The following is a 22211-nucleotide window of genomic DNA, read 5'->3' as shown; positions in this document are numbered from 1 at the left end:
CTTAACGTTTGGCTTGCCAGATACGCTGCTGATAATCGCGGATCGAGCGATCCGAGCTGAACATGCCGACGCGCGCGGTGTTAAGGATAGTCCGCCGCGTCCATTCGTCCCGATCGCGATACAGCTCGTCGACCCGGCGCTGCGCCTGGCAGTACGAGGCAAAGTCCGCCAGCACCAGGTAGGGATCGCCGCCTTCCAGCAGGCTGTGCAGCATCATGTCGAACGCGTGCTTGTCGCCGTGGCTGAAGGCACCGCTCGCCAGCTCGTCCAGAATCGCCTTCAGGTGCTTGTCTTTCTTGCGGTAGCTGAGCGGATCGTAACCCTTCGCCACTATCGCCTTCACCTGCTCCACGGTATTGCCGAAGATAAAGATATTGTCTTCGCCCACCTGCTCGGCGATTTCGACGTTGGCACCGTCCAGCGTGCCGACCGTCAGTGCGCCGTTCAACGCCAGCTTCATGTTGCCGGTGCCGGAAGCCTCTTTGCCGGCGGTGGAGATCTGTTCGGAGATATCCGCCGCCGGGATCATCAATTCGGCCACCGACACACGGTAGTCAGGGATGAACGCCACTTTCAGGCGATCCTTCACCAGCGGATCGTTGTTGATCTTCTCGGCCGCCTGATTGATGGCGTAGATGATGTTCTTCGCCAGGTAGTAACCCGGCGCCGCCTTGGCGCCGAACAGGAACACGCGCGGCACGATGTCCAGGTTCGGGTTGTCGCGCAGCTGGCGATACAGCGACAGGATGTGCAGCAGGTTCAGGTGCTGGCGTTTGTACTCGTGCAGGCGTTTGATCTGCACATCGAAGATCGCGTCCGGGTCGAGCGTCAACCCCATCACGCCGTGCACGTACTGGGCCAGCGCCACCTTGTTGTCGCGTTTGATCTGCTGATAACGCTGGCGGAACGCCGCGTCGTCAGCGAATTTCTCCAGCCCACGCAACGCGTCGAGATCGTTCGCCCATTCCACCTTCAGCGTCTCGTCGATCAGGCCCGACAGCGCCGGGTTGCACTGTTTCAGCCAGCGGCGCGGCGTGATGCCGTTGGTGACGTTATGGAATTTGTTCGGCCACAGCTGGTGGTATTCCGGGAACAGATCTTTCACCACCAGATCCGAATGCAGCTGCGCCACGCCGTTGACCGCAAAGCCGCTGACCACGCACAGGTTGGCCATGCGCACCTGCTTGTTGTGGTGCACCGCCAGCTTGGCCCACATCGCCTCGTCGCCCGGCCAGTGCTTATCCACCAATTTTTTAAACCTGGCGTTGATCTGTTTGATGATGGAGAAATGGCGCGGCAGCAGGCTGCGCACCAATTTTTCATCCCAGCATTCCAGCGCTTCCGGCATCAGGGTGTGGTTGGTATAGGCGAAGGTGTTGCTGGTGATCGCCCAGGCAGCCTCCCACTCCAACTGGTGCTCGTCCAGCAGAATGCGCAGCATTTCCGGAATGGCGATGGTCGGGTGGGTGTCGTTCAGCTGGATCACTTCGTACTTCGGCAGCTCTTCAATCTTGCGGCCGGCCTGATGGTGCTTGCGCAAAATGTCCGCCACCGAGCAGGCGCACTGGAAATACTGCTGCATCAGGCGCAGGCGCTTGCCGGCCTGATGGTTGTCGTTCGGGTAAAGCACCTTGGTCAGCTTGTCGGCTTCTACGCCCTGCTTCTCCGCCTGCAGGAACTTGCCGTCGTTGAAATCGCTCAGGTTGAACGGATGCTGATGGGTCGCCTGCCACAGGCGCAGCGGCTGCGCCACGCCGTTGCGATACCCCAGCACCGGCAAATCCCAGGCTTCGCCGCGCAGGGTGAAGGCGGGGCGCCACAGTTCGCGGCCGTCGGCCTGCTTTTCCAGCTTGCCGCCGATGCCCACGTCCACCGCCAGCGCGGCGTTGTGGCGGAACCACGGATAGCTCTCGCGTTGCCAGTTATCCGGCGCCTCTTGCTGTTGCCCACCTTGGAACGACTGGCAGAACAGCCCGTACTGGTAGTTCAGCCCATAGCCGGTGGCCGGTTGTTCCACCGTCGCCATCGAGTCGAGGAAACAGGCCGCCAACCGCCCCAACCCGCCGTTGCCCAGCGCCGGATCGGTTTCCTGCTCCAGCAGATCCGCCAGCTTGACGTTCTGCTCGGCCAGCGCCTGCTCGACGGTGTCGTACCAGCCCAGGTTGATCAGGTTGTTCGCCGTCAGCCGGCCGATCAGAAACTCCATCGAGATGTAGTTCACGTGGCGCAGCGGTTTGGCGCTTTTGCGCGGCGCCGGCTGCGCGGCCAACTGCTCGGCCAGCGCCGCACTGACGGCTTCCCACCATTGATGTTGCGTCATCTGCTGTGCGGAACTGAGGCCGAACCGTTGCCACTGACGGGCGAGCGCCGCCAGAAAAGCATCCTTCTTGAGCGTAGGCTGTGACATAAGGGAAACTCTCTATCCAGTAAGTGGGTCAAATTGCCGCTATCGTGCCGGTGAGAAAGCCTGACGGCATCATCCCGCCTGGGGATTAGCTGGGGAGGAGGATTGGGGCGTAGCTGGAATTGTGATCTCAGGCACTGTTTGACTCCCTTGCAACGATGCAAAAAAGCCCGCCAACGCGTGCGGCGAGCACTGAGAACGTTAACCCTGACGTTAGCACAAGTATTCGCGCTGCTGAAGTTTTGTCCATGGCCGGAAATGCGATCCGCCACCGCATCGCCGCGCGCCGGCGCCAAACGTAAAAAAGTGTGATCGATAGCAACTTAACTCCAAGCCGATGCGGAAGCTTGTTGCAATACGTTTAGGGTTGGCAGAAGTTAGGGGGAGCTATTAATTACGAACCATAAAATAATTAGCGCCACTCCAATCCCGGCGGGAACCGCGATTTATACCCTGGAATACTATGCTGATCCCATCAAAACTGAGCCGCCCGGTACGGCTGCAAAATACCGTGATCCGCGATCGCCTGCTGGCCAAACTGGCCAGCGCGGGCAACTATCGTCTGACACTGGTCAATTGCCCGGCGGGATACGGGAAAACCACGCTGATCGCCCAATGGGCGGCCGGCAAGGCCGATCTGGGCTGGTATTCCCTGGATGAGAGCGACAACCAGCCGGAGCGCTTCGCCAGCTACCTGATCGCCGCGCTGCAGCAGGCCAGCGGCGGCCGCTGCGTCAAGAGCGAGGCGCTGAGCCAGAAACACCAGTATGCCAGCCTGTCGGCGCTGTTCGCCCAGCTGTTTATCGAGCTGGCCGACTGGCATCAACCGCTGTACCTGGTGATCGACGACTATCACCTGATCACCAACGACGCCATTCACGAAGCCATGCGCTTTTTCCTGCGCCATCAGCCGGAAAACCTGACGCTGCTCCTGCTCTCGCGCACCCTGCCGCCGCTCGGCATCGCCAACCTGCGGGTGCGCGATCAGCTGCTGGAAATGGGCACGCAACAGCTGGCGTTCACGCACCAGGAGGCCAAACAGTTCTTCGATTGCCGCCTGGCGGCGCCGATGGAGCAGCAGGACAGCAGCCGCCTGTGCGACGAAGTCGAAGGCTGGGCCACCGCGCTGCAGCTGATCGCGCTGTCGGCCCGCCAATCTGCTTCGTCCGCTCAACTGTCGGCCAAGCGGCTGGCGGGGCTGAACGCCAGTCACCTGTCCGACTATCTGGTGGACGAAGTGCTGGATCACGTCGATGCCGATGCGCGCGCCTTCCTGCTGCGCTGTTCGGTGTTGCGCTCGATGAACGACGCGCTGATCGTGCGGCTGACCGGCGAAGACAACGGCCAGCAACGGCTGGAGGAGCTGGAGCGCCAGGGGCTGTTTATCCACCGCATGGACGACACAGGCGAATGGTTCAACTTCCATCCGCTGTTCGCCTCTTTCCTGCGCCAGCGCTGCCAGTGGGAACTGGCGCTGGAGCTGCCGGGGTTGCACCGCGCCGCCGCCGAGGGCTGGCTGGCGCTGGGGTATCCGGCGGAGGCCATACACCATGCGCTGGCGGCCAGCGACGTCAGCATGCTGCGCGATATCCTGCTGCAACACGCCTGGTCGCTGTTCCACCACAGCGAACTGGCCTTGCTGGAGGAGTGCCTCAACGCGCTGCCCTATGAGCGCCTGATCCAAAACCCCAAGCTGGCGCTGCTGCAGGCCTGGCTGGCGCAGAGCCAGCACCGCTACAGTGAGGTCAACACCCTGCTGGAGCGCGCCGAGCGCACCATGCGCGAGCAGAAAATCGAGATAGACCAAACGCTGCACGCCGAGTTTGACGCCTTGCGCGCCCAGGTGGCGATCAACGCCGGCAAACCGGAAGAAGCCGAGCGGCTGGCGACCGAAGCGTTGAAATTCCTGCCGCTGTCGAGCTATTACAGCCGCATCGTCGCCACCTCGGTGACCGGCGAAGTGCACCACTGCAAGGGCGAACTGGCGCGCGCGCTGCCGATGATGCAGCAGACCGAGCAGATGGCGCGTCGTCATCAGGCCAACCATTACGCGCTCTGGGCGCTGCTGCAGCAGAGCGAAATCCTTATCGCCCAAGGCTTCCTGCAGGCCGCTTACGAAACCCAGGACAAGGCGTTCGAACTGATCCGCGAGCAGCACCTGGAACAGCTGCCGATGCACGAGTTCCTGCTGCGCATCCGCGCGCAGATCCTGTGGTCGTGGTCGCGGCTGGACGAGGCGGAAGACGCGGCGCGCAGCGGGCTGAAAATCCTGGCCAACTACCAACCGCAACAGCAGTTGCAGTGCATCGCCATGCTGGCCAAATGCTCGCTGGCGCGCGGCGATCTGGACAACGCCAATACCCATCTGCAGCGCTGCGAAACCCTGCTGCACGGCGCGCACTATCATCGCGACTGGCTGACCAACACCGACAAATCGCGGGTGATCCACTGGCAGATGACCGGCGACACCGCCGCCGCCGCCCAGTGGCTGCGTCATACCGAAAAACCCGGCATGGCGGACAACCATTTCACGCAGGGCCAATGGCGCAACATCGCGCGGGTGCAGATCCTGCTCGGCCAGTATGAAGAGGCCGGCGTGGTGCTGGATGAACTGAACGAAAACGCTCGCCGCCTGCGGCTGGTGAGCGATCTCAACCGCAATCTGCTGCTCAGCAACCAGCTCTACTGGCTGCAAGAGCGCAAGGGCGAAGCGCAGCAGGCGTTGATCGAAGCGCTGTCGCTGGCCAACCGCACCGGCTTTATCAGCCACTTCGTCATCGAGGGCGAAGCGATGGCGCAGCAGCTGCGCCAGCTGATCCAGCTCAACACGCTGCCGGAGCTGGAACAGCATCGCGCCCAGCGTATCTTGCGCGACATCAACCAGCATCATCGGCACAAGTTCGCGCATTTTGACGAGAACTTCGTCGATAAGCTGCTGACCCACCCGCAGGTGCCGGAACTGATCCGCACCAGCCCGCTGACCCAACGCGAATGGCAAGTGCTGGGGCTGATCTATTCCGGTTACAGCAACGACCAGATCGCCGGTGAGCTGGATGTGGCGGCCACCACCATCAAGACGCACATCCGCAACCTGTATCAGAAACTGGGCGTGGCCCATCGCCAGGAGGCGGTGCAGCAGGCGCAGCAACTGCTGAAAATGATGGGGTACGGCGCGTAAAAACCCTGATATCCCTCTGGTCTTAAACGCCGCAGAGTTGGTTACAATAGCGGCGTCCCCCTATTACGAGGCAGTCAGCAGTATGGAACAGTTCGAAGCGATCAACGTTGAGCAGGCGTACACCCGCTGGAAAGAGGGCAGCGCCGCCCTGGTCGACATCCGCGATCCGCAAAGTTTTGAAGCCGGGCATACGCCGGGCGCTTTTCACCTCACCAACGCCACCCTGTCGGCCTTTATGCAGCAAAACGACTTCGAGCGGCCGGTGATGGTGATGTGCTACCACGGCAACAGCAGCCGCAGCGCGGCGCAGTACCTGCTGCACCAGGGGTTCGACGCGGTCTACAGCATTGACGGCGGCTTCGAAGCCTGGGCCCGCCAGTATCCGCAAGACGTGGAAACCTCTGCCTGATCCCCGCTGCCCGCCGTGCGTCGGCGGGCTTCCCCTTCGTTTTTGTGCGCGTTTTCGCGGGTTTTTCGCAGATCCGTTTGCCAGCGCTCAGGATTTCGACGTTATAATCGGCCGTCAGGGTCACCGGCGAGCAAGCCGCGGCCAAAATCATTCACTTACGACGGAAGAGCAATGGTTAGAGTAATCGCCATATCCAACCCGCGCCTGGCGCTGGCCTTTGTCGACTATATGGCGACCCAGGGCATCCGGCTTGAGCTGCGCAACAGCGGCGAGGCGGCGGAAATCTGGCTGGCCGACGACGGTCACCTCGAGCAGGTGCAACACGAGCTGCAGCAGTTTCTGGCCGATCCGCTCAACCGCCGTTATCAGGCTGCCAGCTGGCAGACCGGCCATACCGACGCCGGCCTGCATTATCAGAGCGAATCCTACCTGCACACCCTGCGCAGCAAGGCCGGGCCGCTGACGCTCGGCGTGATGGTGCTGTGCATCGCGGTCTATATTCTGATGCAGGCGCTGGGCGACGATACCGTGATGTACTGGCTCTCCTGGCCGCAGGACAGCAGCCAATACACGCAGCTGTGGCGCTGGGTCAGCCATGCGTTCCTGCATTTCTCCCTGCTGCATATCCTGTTTAACCTGATGTGGTGGTGGTATCTCGGCGGCCAGATGGAAAAACGCCTCGGCGCCGGCAAGCTGTTCGTGCTGGCGGTGGTGTCGGCGTTCTTCAGCGGCTGGGCGCAATCGTTGTTCAGCGGCGCGCTGTTCGGCGGGCTGTCGGGCGTGGTTTATGCGCTGATGGGCTATGTGTGGCTGTCGGGCGAACGGGCGCCGGAGCGCGGCCTGATGCTGCCGCGCGGCCTGATGGTGTTCTCGGTGCTGTGGCTGGTGGCCGGATATTTCGATATTTTAGGAATGTCGATCGCCAACGCGGCACACATAGCCGGTTTAGTGTTAGGGTTATTGATGGCATTTTGGGATACGCGTCATCGCGCACACAACGAACAATAACAGCCGGGAGCTATGCCCCAATGGGCATAGCGGGCGTTTTAGGGGATTATCGTGAAGCAAACACAGCGTCATGACGCAATTATCGAGCTGGTGCGCCTGCAGGGTTACGTCAGCACGGAAGAGCTGGTCGAACATTTTGACGTCAGCCCGCAAACGATTCGCCGCGATTTGAATGACCTGGCCGACCAGAACAAGATCCAGCGTCACCACGGCGGCGCGGCGCTGCCTTCCAGCTCGGTCAACGCTGCCTATAACGATCGCAAGGTGATGTGGTCGGAAGAGAAGGCCCGCATCGCGCAGCGCGTCGCCAGCCAGATCCCGGACGGCGCCACGCTGTTCATCGATATCGGCACCACGCCGGAGGCGGTGGCCCATGCGCTGATGAACCACAAGAACCTGCGCGTAGTCACCAACAACCTTAACGTCGCCACCCTGCTGACCGCCAAGGAAGACTTCCGCCTGATCCTGGCCGGCGGCGAAGTGCGCACCCGCGACGGCGGCATCATGGGCGAAGCCACGCTGGACTTCATCTCCCAATTCCGCCTCGATTACGGCATTCTCGGCATCAGCGGCATCGATATGGACGGCTCGCTGCTCGAATTCGACTATCACGAAGTGCGCACCAAACGCGCGATTATCGAAAATTCCCGCTGCGTGATGCTGGTGACCGACCACTCCAAATTCGGCCGCAACGCCATGGTCAACCTGGGCAACATGAACCTGATCGACTACCTGTTTACCGACCAGCTGCCGCCGCCGAGCGTGATGAAAATCATCGAACAGTACGACGTGCAGCTGGAGCTGTGCTGATTCGGCCTTAACCTGCGGGGCGCGCCGCCGCCCCGTTTCATCCCTTTAACCCCCCTCACCGACAGCCGTTTGCCCGCCCGCGCCATATCCATGCTACTTGTGTGACTATCATCACCAAACTGTTACCTCTATCACGCCTAAATGTTTTTGTTTGGTTAACTCTTGGCTTGCTTGTTGGTTTTTGATTACAATCATGAGCGAAAACGAACATGAAAGAGCTATTTCGAACATCTGGAGGAAGATGACGTGGAAACCAAAGACTTGATCGTTATCGGTGGCGGCATCAACGGTGCCGGCATCGCGGCGGATGCTGCCGGGCGCGGGCTGTCGGTACTGCTACTGGAAGCGCAAGACTTGGCCTGTGCTACGTCTTCCGCCAGTTCCAAACTGATCCACGGTGGCCTGCGCTACCTGGAACACTACGAATTCCGTCTGGTGAGCGAAGCGCTGGCCGAGCGTGAAGTGCTGCTGAAGCTGGCGCCGCACATCGCGTTCCCGATGCGTTTCCGCCTGCCGCACCAGCCGCACCTGCGTCCGGCCTGGATGATCCGTATCGGCCTGTTCCTGTACGATCACCTGGGCAAACGCACCAGCCTGCCGGGCAGCAAGGGTTTGCGCTTTGGACCAGAGTCGGTGCTGAAGCCTGAACTGAAGCGCGGTTTCGAATATTCCGACTGCTGGGTCGACGATGCTCGCCTGGTGGTGCTGAACGCGCAGGAAGTGGAAAAACGCGGCGGCGAAGTGCGCACCCGCACCAAAGTGACCCGCGCATGGCGTGAAAACGGCCTGTGGATGGTGGAAGCGGTCGATATCGACAGCGGCAAAACCTTCACCTGGCGCGCCAAAGGCCTGGTGAACGCCACCGGCCCGTGGGTGAAAAACTTCTTCGACGACGGCCTGAAGCTGAAATCGCCTTACGGCATCCGCCTGATCAAAGGCAGCCACATCGTGGTGCCGCGCGTGCACGATCAGCCGCAGTCTTACATTCTGCAGAACGAAGACCACCGCATCGTGTTCGTGATCCCGTGGAATGACGAGTTCTCCATCATCGGCACCACCGACGTGGAGTACAAAGGCGATCCGAAAGACGTGAAGATCGACGAGAACGAAATCGCTTATCTGCTGAAAGTGTACAACGACCACTTCAAGAAGCAGCTGGGCCGCGACGACATCGTCTGGACTTACTCCGGCGTGCGTCCGCTGTGCGACGACGAATCCGATTCACCGCAGGCGATCACCCGCGATTACACGCTGGACGTGCACGATGAGCAGGGCAAAGCGCCGCTGCTGTCGGTCTTCGGCGGCAAACTGACCACCTACCGCAAGCTGGCCGAGCATGCGATGGAAAAACTGGCCCACTACTACCCAGGCTGCGGCCCGGCGTGGACCAAAAACGCCACGCTGCCGGGCGGTGACATCGACGGCGACCGCGACGGTTACGCGGCCAAACTGCGCCGTGCGCACGGCTGGCTGCCGGAAGCTCTGGCGCGCCGCTATGCCCGCACCTACGGCAGCCAGAGCGAGCTGATCCTGGCCGGCGCCAACGGCCTCGCCGATCTGGGCGAAGAGTTCGGCCACGGTCTGTATGAAGCCGAACTGCGCTACCTGACCGAGAAAGAGTGGGTCGTAGAGCTGGACGACGCCATCTGGCGCCGCACCAAGCTGGGCATGTGGCTGGACGAAGCGCAGCAGGCGCGAGTGAAAGCCTGGCTGGCGGAACACGCGAAAACGAAAGCGCTGTCTCTGGCTTCCTGAGCTGCAGCGTAACGAAAAAGGGCCGGTTATCCGGCCCTTTGCTTTTTTCCTCTCTCGCTTTACAGCTTCACCGGCTTAATGTGCCAAATTTCATCCGCGTATTCCTGAATGGTGCGATCGGATGAGAAGTAGCCCATATTGGCGATATTCAGCACCGCGCGCCGCGTCCACTCGTCCTGATTGAGATAGACCTCGTCCACCTTGTCCTGCGTGTCCACATAGCTGCGGTAATCCGCCAACAGCTGATAGTGGTCGCCGAGGTTGACCAGCGAGTCGAACAAGTTGCCATAGCGTTTCGGCTCTTCCGGGCTGAACACCCCGGTGGCGATCTGCGTCAGCGCCTGATGCAGCTCCGGGTCCTGCTCATAGTACTGGCGCGGGTTGTAACCGTTGCGGCGCAGTTCCTCAACCTGCTCGGCGGTATTGCCGAAGATAAAGATATTCTCCTCCCCCACGTGCTCGCGCATCTCGACGTTGGCGCCGTCCAGCGTGCCGATGGTCAGCGCGCCGTTCAGCGCGAACTTCATGTTGCTGGTGCCCGAGGCCTCGGTGCCCGCCAGCGAGATCTGTTCCGACAGATCCGCCGCCGGGATAATGATCTGCGCCAGGCTGACGCCGTAGTTCGGGATGAACACCACCTTCAGTTGGGTATGCACGCGCGGATCGTTGTTGATCACTTTGGCCACGTCGTTGATCAGGCGGATGATCTGCTTGGCGGCATAGTAGGCAGAGGCCGCCTTGCCGGCGAAGATCACCACCCGCGGTACGCGCTCGATGTCAGGGTCGGCCAGCAAACGGTTATACAGCGTGATGACGTGCAGTACGTTGAGCAGCTGCCGTTTGTACTCGTGGATGCGCTTGATTTGCACATCGAACAACGCATCCGGGTTGACCACCACGTTGAGCGTTTTGGCGATGTACAGCGCCAGCCGCTCCTTGTTCTGCCGTTTGGCGCGCTGCACCGCCTGCAGGAAGCTCGGGTAATCGACGTTGGTTTTGATCTCGCTCAGTTGGCTGAGATCGGTGCGCCAGGTTTGACCGATGCAGTCGTCCAGCACCGCCGCCAGCGGCGGGTTGGCCAGCGCCAGCCAACGGCGCGGCGTCACTCCGTTGGTTTTGTTGCAGAAACGGGTCGGGAATAGCCGGGCGAAGTCGGCGAACAGCGACTGCACCATCAGTTCGGAATGCAGGGCGGAAACGCCGTTGACCTTGTGGCTGGCCACCACCGCCAGCCACGCCATGCGCACCCGGCGGCCGTTGGTTTCGTCGATGATCGAGACCCGCGCCAGCAGATCGTTGTCGTCCGGCGCCACTTCCTGCACCATCTTGAGGAAGTGATCGTTGATTTCGAAAATCAGCTGCAGATGGCGCGGCAAGATGCGGCCAATCATATCCAGCGGCCAGGTCTCCAGCGCCTCGCTCATCAGCGTGTGGTTGGTGTAAGAGAACACCTGCTCCACCACTTCCCAGGCGTCGAGCCACTTGAATTTATGCTCGTCGATCAGCCGGTGCATCAGCTCCGGAATCGACAATACCGGGTGGGTGTCGTTGAGGTGAATGGCGATCTTGTCCGCCAGATTGTCGAAGGTTTTGTGCATCAGCCAATGGCGGTTGAGGATATCCTGCACCGTGGCCGACACCAGGAAATACTCCTGCCGCAGCCGCAGCTCGCGCCCGGACGAGGTCGAATCGTCCGGATAGAGCACGCGCGACACGTTCTCCGAATGGTTTTTGTCTTCCACCGCCGCGAAGTAATCGCCCTGGTTGAACTTGCCGAGGTTGATCTCATTACTGGCCTGCGCGCCCCATAACCGCAGCGTGTTGGTGGCGTCGGTGTCAAAACCGGGGATCACCTGATCGTAGGCGATGGCCACGACCTCTTCGGTCTCCAGCCAGCGCGCCTTGGCTCCCTCCTGCTGCACGCGGCCGCCGAAGCGCACCTTGTAGCGGGTGTTATGGCGCGGAAACTCCCACGGATTGCCGTACTCCAGCCAGTAGTCCGGCGACTCCATCTGTTGGCCGTTGACGATGTTCTGCTTGAACATGCCGTATTCATAACGAATGCCGTAGCCGCGCCCCGGCAGCGCCAGCGTCGCCAGCGAGTCGAGGAAACAGGCTGCCAGCCGGCCCAGGCCGCCGTTACCGAGCCCGGGGTCGTTTTCCTCCTCCAGCAGCTCCGCCAGGTTCAGCCCCATCTCGTTCAGCGCGTTGTCGATATCCTGATAGATGCCCATCGACAGGAGCGCGTTTGACAGGGTGCGGCCGATCAGGAACTCCATCGACAGGTAATACACCTGCCGCACGTCTTGAGACAGCTGGGCGCGGTTGGAACGCAGCCAGCGCTCCACCATGCGATCGCGTACCGCGAACAGCACGGCGTTCAGCCAATCGTGCCGGTTGGCGATGGCAGGATCCTTGCCGACGATAAACATCAGCTTATAGGCGATGGAGTGTTTCAGCGCTTCCACACTGACCGTAGGTGAGGTGTAACTAAACGGTGAAGTCATGGCTTTTTAATCCCTTGTGGGGAGCCCCGCCATTCGCCGCGGAATAGCGGGCTCCGCTGAACATGGACGCGGCACGCCGCGCCCCGACAATCTACCCTTACGGCTGCCCGCCGCGCGTCAACCCGAAACGCGAAACGCGGGCTACAAGCGTTGATAAAGCGATAAATACTCTTTCGCCGCCACCGGCCAGCCGAAGTCCACGCTCATGGCGTGGCGCTGAACGTGGCGCCAGTGTTTCGGCCGGCTCCACAGCACCATGGCGCGGCGGATGGCGTTGCCCAGCGCGACAGCGTCGCAATCGTCGAACACGAATCCGCTGGCGGTGCCGTCAGCCAGGTTCTCCAGCGCGCAGTCCACCACCGTGTCCGCCAGTCCGCCGGTGCGGCGCACCAGCGGCAGCGTGCCGTATTTCAGGCCGTAGAGCTGCGTCAGGCCGCAGGGCTCGAAGCGGCTCGGCACCAGAATAACGTCGGCGCCGCCGATGATGCGGTGGGAGAAGGATTCGTGATAACCGATCTGCACGCCGACCTGTTCAGGGTAGTCGGCGGCGGCGGCCAGAAACGCCTGTTGCAGCACCGCATCGCCGGCGCCCAGCAGCGCCAGCTGCCCGCCCTGCGCCAGCAGTTCAGGCAACGCCTGCAGCACCAGATCGAGGCCTTTCTGGCTGGTCAATCGGCTCACTACCGCGAACACCGGCAGTGATTCGTCCACCTTCAGCCCCATGGCCTTTTGCAGATGCAGCTTGTTTTTGACCTTGCTTTTCAGATCGTCGGCGTCATAGCGGGCGCTCAGCCGCGGGTCGTGGGCCGGATCCCAAATCTTGTCGTCCACCCCGTTGAGGATGCCGCTCAGCCTGCCCTGCCGCTGCCGCTCCTGCAGCAGCCCCTCCATGCCGTAGCCAAACTCCGGCCGGGTGATCTCACGCGCATAGGTCGGGCTGACGGCGGTCACGTGATCGGCATAAAACAGCCCGGCCTTGAGGAACGACATCTGGCCGTAGAACTCCAGGCCATAGACGTTGTAGAACGACGCCGGCAGCCACAGCTCGGTCACGTGATGGGCGGAGAACAGCCCTTGATAGGCCAGGTTATGCACCGTGAACACCGAACGCGCCGGGTGGCCGTTGGCGGCCAGATAGGCGCAGCTAAGACCGGCGTGCCAGTCGTGGGCATGCACCAGCTGCGGGCGCCAGTAGCGATCCAGCCCCTTGGCCAGCTCGCAGGCCATCCAGCCCAGCAGCGCAAAGCGGCGGTGGTTGTCGGGGTAGGCATACATGGACTGATCGTGGTACGGACTGCCCGGCCGGTCATACAGCCAGGGCGCATCGATCAGGTAAATGCCCACGCCATGGTAGGTGCCGTAACGCAGGCCAACCCGGCCGGCGAACGAGTCTATCTCCGCCACCAGCACGGTGTCGGGTATGCCGTTGCGTACGTCAGGGAAAGCGGGCAATAGCACCCGAACATCGGCGCCTTCGGCGATTTGCGCCGCCGGCAGCGCGCCAACCACGTCTGCGAGTCCGCCCGTTTTCAGCAGGGGGAACATTTCAGAACATACGTGTAAGACCTGCATTATCACTCCTGAAAGTCGGCCGAAGGCCTCTGGATAAGAAATAAAGCAGGCTTGCCGCTGTTATGTGTGCCGCGTTGCGCAAGCCATCGAACCGTTCATCGGGCGGCAGGCTATCGTTCTGCCCCCCACGTTAACTCACAATTTTGACAACATTTCGCGCGTCACCAGCACGATGCCGCCTTCCGAGCGATAGAAACGCTTGCTGTCCTCATCGGCGTTTTCCCCGATCACCATGCCCTCCGGAATGTGGCAGGCGCGGTCTATGATGCAGCGCCGCAGGCGGCAGGAACGGCCGACGTTCACGTCCGGCAACAATACGGTAGAGTCGATGGTGCAGAACGAGTTCACTCGCACGCGCGGGAACAGCACCGAATGCACCACCACCGACCCGGACACGATGCAACCGCCGGACACCAGCGAATTCATGGTCATGCCATGGCTACCGGAGCGATCCTGCACGAACTTGGCCGGCGGCAGCGGTTCCATGTGGGTGCGGATCGGCCAGGCGCGGTCGTACATGTCCAGCTCCGGCGTCACCGACGCCAGATCGAGATTGGCGCGCCAGTAGGCGTCCAGCGTGCCCACGTCGCGCCAGTAAGGCGGCAGATCGGGGTTGGACGTCACGCAGGACAAGGTAAACGGATGCGCCCACGCCGCCTGCTGCGCGGTGATTTTCGGGATCAGATCCTTGCCGAAATCGTGGCTGGAACCGGGGATCGACATATCCTCTTCCAGCAGCTGGAACAGATAGGCGGCATTAAAAATATAGATGCCCATGCTGGCCAGCGACATATCCGGGTTGCCCGGCATCGCCGGCGGATCGGCGGGCTTTTCCAGAAACTCGATGATACGGTCGCTTTCATCCACCTTCATCACGCCGAATTCGCCGGCTTCGCTGCGCGGCACCGGCAGGCAGGCCACGGTGCACTGAGCGCCTTTCTCGACGTGATCGATCAGCATGCGCGAATAATCCATCTTGTAGATGTGATCGCCCGCCAGGATCACCACGTATTCGGCCTCGTAGCGGCGGATGATATCCAGGTTCTGGTACACCGCGTCGGCGGTGCCCTTGTACCAATGCTCGGTGCTGAGGCGCTGCTGGGCCGGCAGCAGATCGACGAACTCGTTCATCTCCTCGTTGAGGAACGACCAGCCGCGCTGAATGTGCTGCACCAGCGTGTGCGACTGGTATTGGGTGATCACGCCGATGCGGCGGATGCCGGAGTTCAGGCAGTTCGACAAGGCGAAGTCGATGATGCGGAATTTGCCGCCAAAGTGGACGGCGGGCTTGGCGCGGGTGGAGGTCAAATCTTTCAAACGTGAGCCGCGGCCGCCGGCCAGGATCAGCGCTACGGATTTAATCGGCAACTGGCGCGCCAACATCAGGGGGTCTTTATTTTCAAACCTAACCATAGCGGACTCCTTTTATTATTTCCGTACCAGAACGCAAAGCGAGCGCGCGGCCTGGTGCCAGGCGGGCAATACCGCCCGTGAGTCTTCCTGAGTGAACGGGGCGACAACCTGCCAATCGCCTTCCGGCAATCTCATCTCCGTCGTTTGCGGCGTGGCGTTGACCAGCAGCAGCCAGCGCTGCGACAGCAGGATCTGCATGAGCGGCTCGCCCTGCTCCCACTGCTGCGCGTCGAGCGGCTGGCCTTGCGCGTTCAGCCACTGCACGCTGCCGTCGTCCTGCTGCCACCAGCGATCCTGCTGCAGCGCGGGGATCTGGCGGCGCAGCGCGATCAGCGCCGCGACGTAATCGGTCAGTGCGTCATCCGCCGTGGCCCAATCGAGCCAGGTGGTGGCGTTGTCCTGACAATAGGCATTGTTGTTCCCCTGCTGGCTGTGTCCCTGTTCATCGCCGGCCAGCAGCATCGGCGTTCCCTGGGACAGTAACAGCGTGGCGAGCATCGCCCGCTGGCTGGCCCTGCGGCGTTGCACAATGTCGTCGTCGGCGACCAGGCCTTCGACGCCGTGGTTGTTGCTGAAATTGCGATCGCTGCCGTCGCGGTTGCCCTCGCCGTTGGGCTGATTGTGTTTCTCGTTGAAGCTGACCACGTCCTGCAGGGTAAAACCGTCATGCGCGGTCAGCATATTGACGGTGGCGTAAGGCGCCCGCCCGCGCTGGTTGTACAGATCGCTGGAAGCGGCAAAACGCCGGGCGAACTGGCCGAGCGACACGCCGCTCTGCAGCCAAAAACGGCGCATGTCGTCGCGGTAATGATCGTTCCATTCGGCGAAGCGGCCGGGAAATGCCCCCACCTGATAGCCGCCGGGACCAATGTCCCAGGGTTCGGCGATCAGCTTGCAGCGCGACAGCAGATCGTCCGCCAGCATCGCCTGGAACAGCGGCGCATCGCGATCGAATCCCGGCGTGCGGCCCAGCACGCTGCCCAGATCGAAGCGGAAGCCGTCGACGTGGCACTCCCGCACCCAAAAATGCAGGCAATCCATCACCCAGGCTACGCCCTGCGGCTGATCCAACCGCAGGGTGTTGCCGCAGCCAGTGTCGTTGACGTAGTCCCCTTCGGGCGTCAGCCAGTAGTAACTCAGATTATCGATGCCGCTCAGCGACAGCATCGGCCCATCCCTGTCCAGCTCGGCGCTGTGGTTGAACACCACGTCGAGGATCACCTCGATGCCGGCTTGGTGCAGCGCCTTGACCGCATCGCGGAATTCGTTGAGCGGCGTGGCATCGGTGCTCAGGCTGGCGTAGCGGTTGTCCGGCGCATAGGGCGCCAGCACGTTATAGCCCCAGTAGTTGATCAGCCCCAGCCGCTGCAAGCGCGGTTCGGAGGTATGTTGCTGCACCGGCAACAGTTCCAGCGCGGTGATGCCGAGGCGTTTAAAGTGGGCGATCATCACCGGGTGCCCCAATGCGGCGAAACTGCCGCGCAGCGCCGGCGGGATCTGCGGGTGCAGCAGCGTCAGGCCGCGCACGTGCGCTTCGTAAATCACCGTCTGCCCCCAGGGCGTGGCAGGCGGGCGATCGTCCTGCCAGTCATACTGTTCGTCCACCACCACGCACTTCGGCATCAGCTCCGCGCTGTCGTGCGGGTCCGGCTGCTCGTAACCGCCGTGCAGGTGCGGGTGATCCGCCACCGGCCCTTCCACCGCGCGCGCAGCCGGATCGAGCGCCAGCTTGTTGGGGTTGAAACGCTGCCCGTTCGCCGGGTCAAACGGGCCGTAGACCCGGTAACCGTAACGTTGCCCCGGCCTGCCGCCCGGCAAGTAGCCATGCCAGATATCGCCGCTGCGCGCCGGCAGCGGCAGGCGCATTTCGCGCTGCTGGCCGTCGAACAGGCACAGCTCCACCCGCTCGGCGTGCGCCGAGTACAAGGTAAAGTTGATGCCTTCGCCGTCGTAATGCGCGCCCAGCGGCGCGGCGAGGCCGGCCATCAGCTCCGTCATGGCGCCTCCCGCAGCAGATAAATGGTCGCCAGCGGCGGCAGCGTTACGCAGATGGAGAAGTCGCGGCCATGGCTGCCGACCGCTTCGGAAGAGACCCGCCCCTGATTGCCGGCGTTGCTGCCATGATAGTGGTGCGAATCGGTATTGAGGATCTCGCGATAGTTACCGGCGCGGGAAATGCCGATGCGGTAGCGATAGCGCGGCACCGGGGTAAAGTTGCTGATGGCGATCAGCTCATTGCCCTGCGAATCGTAGCGCGCAAAGGCGAACACCGAGTTATCGTGATCGTCGACCACCAGCCACTCGAAGCCGTCCGGGAAGTAGTCGCGCTCGTACAGCGGCGCCTGCTGCCGGTAGCAGTGGTTCAGATCGCGCACCAGCCGCTGCACGCCGTTATGCCAATTATCCAACCCTTCCAATAAATGCCAGTCAAGGCTGGTATCGAAATTCCACTCGCGCCCTTGCGCGAACTCGCAGCCCATAAACAGCAGCTTTTTGCCCGGATGCGCCCACATAAAGCCGTAATAGGCGCGCAGGTTGGCGAACTTTTGCCAGGCATCGCCCGGCATACGGTCGAGGATCGATTTTTTGCCGTGCACCACTTCATCGTGCGAGATAGGCAATACGAAGTTCTCGGTATAGGCGTACAGCATGCCGAAGGTCATCTGGTTGTGGTGATACTTGCGGTGCACCGGATCGCACTTCATATAATTGAGCGTGTCGTGCATCCAGCCGAGGTTCCATTTGTAGTGGAACCCCAGGCCGTTGGCATCCGGCGGCAGGGTGACGCCGGGATAGTCGGTGGACTCCTCCGCCAACGTCACCGCCCCCGGCTGCGCCTGGCCGATAGTCTGGTTGGTATAACGCAGGAAGGCGATGGCCTCCAGGTTCTCGTTGCCGCCGTAGTAATTCGGCACCCACTCGCCGTCGGCGCGGCTGTAATCGCGATAGATCATCGACGCCACCGCATCGACCCGCAGCGCGTCGATGCCGAAACGCTCCAGCCAATACAGCGCGTTGCCCGCCAGGTAGTTGCGCACCTCGTGACGACCGTAGTTGTAGATCAGCGTATTCCAGTCCTGATGGTAGCCCTCGCGCGGATCGGCGTACTCGTACAGCGCAGTGCCGTCGAAATTCGCCAGGCCGTAGGCGTCGCTCGGGAAGTGCCCCGGCACCCAGTCGAGGATCACGTTGATGCCCGCCTCATGCGCCGCCGCCACAAACGCCCTGAAGTCGGCCGGCGTGCCGAAGCGCCGGGTCGGCGCATACAGCCCCAGCGGCTGATAGCCCCAGCTGCCGTCGAACGGGTGCTCGTTGATCGGCAGCAGCTCGATATGGGTGAATCCCATGTCCTTCACATAATCGATCAGCTGCACCGCCAGCTCGCCGTAGCTGAGCCAGAAGTGGTTGTCAGTGTGGCGGCGCCATGAGCCGAGATGCACCTCGTAGATGGCGATCGGCTGGTCAAAATCGTTGGCGCGGCGGCGCGCCGGCGTCGACGGCACCACCTCCGGCAGCGGCGCCACCAGCGAGGCGGTATCCGGGCGCATCTGCGCCTCGAAGGCGTAAGGATCGGCTTTCAACTGAGTATTGCCGTAGCAATCGACGATTTCATATTTGTACAGCTGGCCGGCCTGCACGCCGGGCAAGAACAGCTCCCAGATGCCGTTTTCACGCCGCAGACGCATCGGGTGGCGGCGGCCGTCCCAGAAGTTGAATTCCCCTACCACCGAAACACGCTGGGCGTTGGGCGCCCAGACCGCAAAGCTGACGCCGTCGATGCCATCCAGCGTGACGAGGTGGGCGCCCAGCCGTTCATAGGGGCGCAAATGCGTACCCTCAGCCAATAGCCAACTGTCGATATCCTGCAGCAGTGGGCCGAACCGATAAGGATCGTCGACGATCTGTTGATGATCGCGCCAGCTGACCTGCAGCTGATAGCGGAAAGGATTTTTGCGCCGCGGCACCACCGCGCTGAAGAAACCGCGCGGATCGTCGCAGTTCAGCTGCACCAGCCGCCGGCCGGTTTGCTGTTCCACCAGCCAGACTGCGCCGGCGTCCGGCAGCAGCGCGCGCACCTGCAGACCGTTATCGGTCGCATGCATGCCAAGCAGAGCGAAGGGATCGGCGTAATGGCCGGCGATGATCTGATCAATCACGTCACGATCGGGAAGTACAGGCATAGTCTTCTTCCTTAGATTAACAGCATGATCTAAGCACGGCTTGTTGATTATTCCTTGGCCGTTTTGGTCATCATGCAATGCATTCGGACTCTAAAGCGTGATTGCGGTCGGTTATTGACCAATCTTTACTCTGCCGACCTGAATTTCGCTCTTTATGCTTATTTTTTGAAATATTTCAGTCATGGTGAAAAATTGTCCACCCATGCGTTAAGCATAGCCAATGTCTGTTAAAAACTGCTCAGCATTGCTCAGGAAAATTCTTCATTAAGAAAACTGCCAGCCTGGCGGCGTTTGCATGCGGCGGCTGACGAGGAGACAGGCGGTATCCCGCCTATTGAAACGAGGCTGGCGATGACGCTGCCCGACGCGGTGCGCGGCGAACAAAAAAGCGGAAAATAAGGCATTAGGGGGCTGAAAGCAGCCAGCCCCCTGGAAGTGCGGGTTTACAGCAGGATGCGCAGCATGCGGCGCAGCGGCTCGGCCGCGCCCCACAGCAGTTGGTCGCCCACGGTGAACGCCGACAGGTACTCCGGCCCCATATTCAGCTTGCGCAGACGGCCGACCGGCGTATTCAGCGTACCGGTCACCGCCGCCGGCGTCAGTTCGCGCATGGTCAGTTCGCGGTCGTTCGGGATCACGCGCACCCAGTCGTTATGCGTCGCCAGCATCTGCTCGATTTCCGGCAGCGACACGTCTTTTTTCAGCTTCAGCGTGAACGCCTGGCTGTGGCAGCGCAGCGCGCCGACGCGCACGCACAGACCGTCGACCGGAATCACGCTGGCGGTGTTCAGGATCTTGTTGGTTTCCGCCTGGCCTTTCCACTCTTCGCGGCTCTGGCCGTTGTCGAGCTGCTTGTCGATCCACGGGATCAGGCTGCCGGCCAGCGGCACGCCGAAGTTATCGGTCGGCAGTTTGCCGCTGCGGGTGGCTTCGGTCACCTTGCGTTCGATATCCAGAATCGCGGAGGCCGGGTTCTGCAGCTCTTTCGCCACGTCGGCATGCAGCATGCCCATTTGGGTCAGCAGTTCGCGCATGTGGCGCGCGCCGCCGCCGGAGGCCGCCTGGTAGGTGGCGACCGACGCCCACTCCACCAGATCGTTGGCGAACAGGCCGCCGAGCGACATCAGCATCAGGCTGACGGTGCAGTTGCCGCCGACGAAGGTTTTGATGCCTTTGTCCAGGCCCTGCTGGATCACCGCGTGGTTGACCGGATCCAGGATGATGATGGCGTCGTCCTGCATGCGCAGCGACGAGGCCGCGTCGATCCAGTAACCCTGCCAACCGCTGGCGCGCAGCTTAGGATAAACTTCGTTGGTATAATCGCCGCCCTGACAGGTAATAATGATATCGAGCGCGCTCAGCGCGTCGATGTCATACGCATCCTGCAGCGTGCCCTGCTGGCCGCCGAAGGCCGGCGCGGCGGAACCGTGCTGCGAGGTGGAGAAAAAGACCGGGCGAATGGCGTCGAAATCGCGCTCTTCCGTCATGCGTTGCATGAGAACCGAGCCGACCATTCCGCGCCAACCGATGAAACCAACGTTTTTCATAATATCTGTGTCCCGCCCGGATAAGGGCTTATTAGGTGATAACGAGTTGTGTGCAATATCTCCTCACCTTACAAAATGTCGGCGCGGGCGCAAAGTGAATTTATTCGATGGCTGAGGATTTCTCAGCAATCCTTCTTATAGGCAAGGACGCGGCCGGAAAGGCCGAGGCGTTTTCCCGATCACGAGGTCACCATGACAGAGATGATTTCCGCTACGGTATTGCTGTTTTTAATTATGGATCCGCTGGGCAACCTGCCGATTTTCATGTCAGTGCTCAAGCACCTGGAACCGCGCCGCCGCCGGGTGGTGCTGATCCGCGAGCTGCTGATCGCCCTGCTGCTGATGCTGATCTTCCTGTTCGCCGGCGAGAAAATTCTGGCGTTCCTCAACCTGCGCACCGAAACCGTCTCCATTTCCGGCGGCATCATTCTGTTTCTGATCGCCATCAAGATGATTTTTCCCTCGCAGGAGGGGAACAGCTCCGGGCTGTCCGCCGGCGAGGAACCGTTCCTGGTGCCGCTGGCGATCCCGCTGGTGGCCGGGCCATCGATTCTGGCGGCGCTGATGCTGCTGTCGCACCAGTATCCACATCAGCTGCCGCATTTGGTGGCGGCGCTGCTGATCGCCTGGGGCCTCTCTGCGGCCATTTTGCTGATGTCGAACCTGTTCCTGCGCCTGCTGGGCAGCAAAGGCGTCAGCGCGCTGGAGCGGTTGATGGGGCTGATTCTGGTGATGCTGTCGACCCAGATGTTCCTGGACGGCGTGCGGGCTTACATGAAGCTGTAGGCGCCTGGCGGCGCCGACAACGGTCCGCGTTTAGCGGGCGGTAACGCGGCGAATATAGGCGAGCGTATCGGCAACCACGCCGTCCAGCGGCTGGTTGATGTCGATCGCTTGCACATCCGGCTCCTGCTCGCCCGGCTCTTCCAGCGTGGCGAACTGGGAAATCAACATCTGCGGCTTGAAGAAGTGGCCCTTGCGTTGCTTCAGACGCTCCTCGATCACCGACTGGTCGCCTTTCAGATACAGGAAATGCAGGTTGCTATTCCCTTCGCGCAGGCGGTCGCGATAGCTTTTCTTCAGCGCCGAGCACACCAGCAGCGACACGTCGTTGGTGCGCTGCATGGCGAAGATGGCGTCGTTCAGGGCCGCCAGCCACGGCGCGCGATCGTTGTCGTCCAACGCATGCCCGGAGGACATTTTGATGATGTTGGCGCGCGGGTGCAGGTAATCGCCGTCCAGCATGGCGGCGTTGGCCTGGTGAGCGACAGCGCTGGCCACGGCGGATTTGCCGCTGCCGGAAACGCCCATCAAAACAAATACGTGATTCTGCGGATTGCTCATTGTGTCATGCCCTTATGGGAACTGGCGCGAGCGCGCCAAATGCGTCCCAACTGATAAAGATACTCTGGAACGCCGACGCCCCG

At 61.6% G+C, this 22211-nt stretch carries 14 protein-coding genes; 6 read left to right on the top strand and 8 right to left on the bottom strand.

Annotated elements, in window-relative coordinates; translation table 11 throughout:
• Position 1: 1 nt before the first annotated feature.
• On the bottom strand, positions 2–2407 hold the full coding sequence (malP, locus tag ACJ8PN_RS22500) for a maltodextrin phosphorylase (protein WP_442535233.1): 2406 nt from the start codon (positions 2405–2407) through the stop codon (positions 2–4).
• Positions 2408–2867: 460 nt separating this feature from the next.
• On the opposite strand from malP, the gene malT reads away from it, so the two are divergent.
• The 5 genes from malT to glpD all read left to right on the top strand — a co-directional run bounded on the left by malT (position 2868) and on the right by glpD (position 9564).
• Positions 2868–5582 carry an HTH-type transcriptional regulator MalT gene (gene malT / locus ACJ8PN_RS22495; protein ID WP_171454889.1) on the top strand — a complete coding sequence of 905 codons (2715 nt, stop codon included), beginning with the start codon at positions 2868–2870 and terminating at the stop codon, positions 5580–5582.
• A gap of 82 nt (positions 5583–5664) precedes the next feature.
• A complete protein-coding gene (gene glpE / locus ACJ8PN_RS22490; RefSeq protein ID WP_004930790.1) occupies positions 5665–5991 on the top strand; it encodes a thiosulfate sulfurtransferase GlpE in 327 nt (108 codons plus the stop codon).
• Between the two features lie 171 nt (positions 5992–6162).
• A complete protein-coding gene (gene glpG, locus ACJ8PN_RS22485) occupies positions 6163–6999 on the top strand; it encodes a rhomboid family intramembrane serine protease GlpG (protein ID WP_015379321.1) in 837 nt (278 codons plus the stop codon).
• 51 nt (positions 7000–7050) lie between these two features.
• Positions 7051–7809 (top strand): DeoR/GlpR family transcriptional regulator, encoded by a 759-nt coding sequence (locus ACJ8PN_RS22480; RefSeq protein WP_004930797.1) that lies wholly within the window; start codon positions 7051–7053, stop codon positions 7807–7809.
• A gap of 246 nt (positions 7810–8055) precedes the next feature.
• Positions 8056–9564, top strand: coding sequence for a glycerol-3-phosphate dehydrogenase (gene glpD, locus ACJ8PN_RS22475; RefSeq protein ID WP_171454890.1), 1509 nt, complete (start codon positions 8056–8058; stop codon positions 9562–9564).
• 59 nt (positions 9565–9623) lie between these two features.
• On the opposite strand, the gene glgP is transcribed toward glpD, so the two are convergent.
• The 6 genes from glgP to asd all read right to left on the bottom strand — a co-directional run bounded on the left by glgP (position 9624) and on the right by asd (position 20784).
• Positions 9624–12071: a glycogen phosphorylase gene (gene glgP, locus ACJ8PN_RS22470; RefSeq protein ID WP_049240503.1), complete on the bottom strand. Its 2448-nt coding sequence runs from the start codon at positions 12069–12071 to the stop codon at positions 9624–9626.
• A 141-nt stretch (positions 12072–12212) separates the two neighbouring features.
• Positions 12213–13643, bottom strand: a complete 1431-nt coding sequence (gene glgA, locus ACJ8PN_RS22465; protein ID WP_004930807.1) for a glycogen synthase GlgA — start codon at positions 13641–13643, stop codon at positions 12213–12215.
• A gap of 135 nt (positions 13644–13778) precedes the next feature.
• A complete protein-coding gene (gene glgC, locus ACJ8PN_RS22460) occupies positions 13779–15056 on the bottom strand; it encodes a glucose-1-phosphate adenylyltransferase (RefSeq protein ID WP_442535232.1) in 1278 nt (425 codons plus the stop codon).
• Positions 15057–15071: 15 nt separating this feature from the next.
• A complete protein-coding gene (gene glgX / locus ACJ8PN_RS22455; RefSeq protein WP_171454891.1) occupies positions 15072–17054 on the bottom strand; it encodes a glycogen debranching protein GlgX in 1983 nt (660 codons plus the stop codon).
• Entirely contained in the window at positions 17051–19237 is a 2187-nt protein-coding gene (gene glgB, locus ACJ8PN_RS22450) for a 1,4-alpha-glucan branching enzyme (protein WP_171454892.1), read from the bottom strand. Before glgB ends, glgX begins: the two co-directional genes overlap by 4 nt.
• A 443-nt stretch (positions 19238–19680) precedes the next feature.
• Positions 19681–20784: an aspartate-semialdehyde dehydrogenase gene (asd, locus tag ACJ8PN_RS22445; RefSeq protein ID WP_004930820.1), complete on the bottom strand. Its 1104-nt coding sequence runs from the start codon at positions 20782–20784 to the stop codon at positions 19681–19683.
• Positions 20785–20976: 192 nt separating this feature from the next.
• Between asd and ACJ8PN_RS22440 the strand changes: the two genes are divergently transcribed.
• Positions 20977–21570, top strand: coding sequence for a YhgN family NAAT transporter (locus ACJ8PN_RS22440; protein ID WP_025159894.1), 594 nt, complete (start codon positions 20977–20979; stop codon positions 21568–21570).
• Positions 21571–21600: 30 nt separating this feature from the next.
• Here ACJ8PN_RS22440 and gntK read toward each other — a convergent pair whose 3' ends face one another.
• Positions 21601–22128, bottom strand: coding sequence for a gluconokinase (gntK, locus tag ACJ8PN_RS22435; RefSeq protein ID WP_033645624.1), 528 nt, complete (start codon positions 22126–22128; stop codon positions 21601–21603).
• Positions 22129–22211: the final 83 nt, after the last annotated feature.

It is taken from the genome of Serratia sp. CY76391 (assembly GCF_052166695.1).
Classification (GTDB): Bacteria; Pseudomonadota; Gammaproteobacteria; order Enterobacterales; family Enterobacteriaceae; genus Serratia; species Serratia nematodiphila.
This window is presented reverse-complemented; position numbering and strand designations above follow the sequence as displayed.

Bases quoted from the DNA above. Each gene is read 5' to 3' on its own strand.
- ACJ8PN_RS22440 (WP_025159894.1), top strand. From the start codon at position 20,977: ATGACAGAGATGATTTCCGCTACGGTATTGCTGTTTTTAATTATGGAT.
- malP (WP_442535233.1), bottom strand. From the start codon at position 2,407: ATGTCACAGCCTACGCTCAAGAAGGATGCTTTTCTGGCGGCGCTCGCC.
- malT (WP_171454889.1), top strand. From the start codon at position 2,868: ATGCTGATCCCATCAAAACTGAGCCGCCCGGTACGGCTGCAAAATACC.
- gntK (WP_033645624.1), bottom strand. From the start codon at position 22,128: ATGAGCAATCCGCAGAATCACGTATTTGTTTTGATGGGCGTTTCCGGC.
- asd (WP_004930820.1), bottom strand. From the start codon at position 20,784: ATGAAAAACGTTGGTTTCATCGGTTGGCGCGGAATGGTCGGCTCGGTT.
- glgC (WP_442535232.1), bottom strand. From the start codon at position 15,056: ATGGTTAGGTTTGAAAATAAAGACCCCCTGATGTTGGCGCGCCAGTTG.
- glgX (WP_171454891.1), bottom strand. From the start codon at position 17,054: ATGACGGAGCTGATGGCCGGCCTCGCCGCGCCGCTGGGCGCGCATTAC.
- glgP (WP_049240503.1), bottom strand. From the start codon at position 12,071: ATGACTTCACCGTTTAGTTACACCTCACCTACGGTCAGTGTGGAAGCG.
- glpE (WP_004930790.1), top strand. From the start codon at position 5,665: ATGGAACAGTTCGAAGCGATCAACGTTGAGCAGGCGTACACCCGCTGG.
- glpG (WP_015379321.1), top strand. From the start codon at position 6,163: ATGGTTAGAGTAATCGCCATATCCAACCCGCGCCTGGCGCTGGCCTTT.
- glgA (WP_004930807.1), bottom strand. From the start codon at position 13,643: ATGCAGGTCTTACACGTATGTTCTGAAATGTTCCCCCTGCTGAAAACG.
- glgB (WP_171454892.1), bottom strand. From the start codon at position 19,237: ATGCCTGTACTTCCCGATCGTGACGTGATTGATCAGATCATCGCCGGC.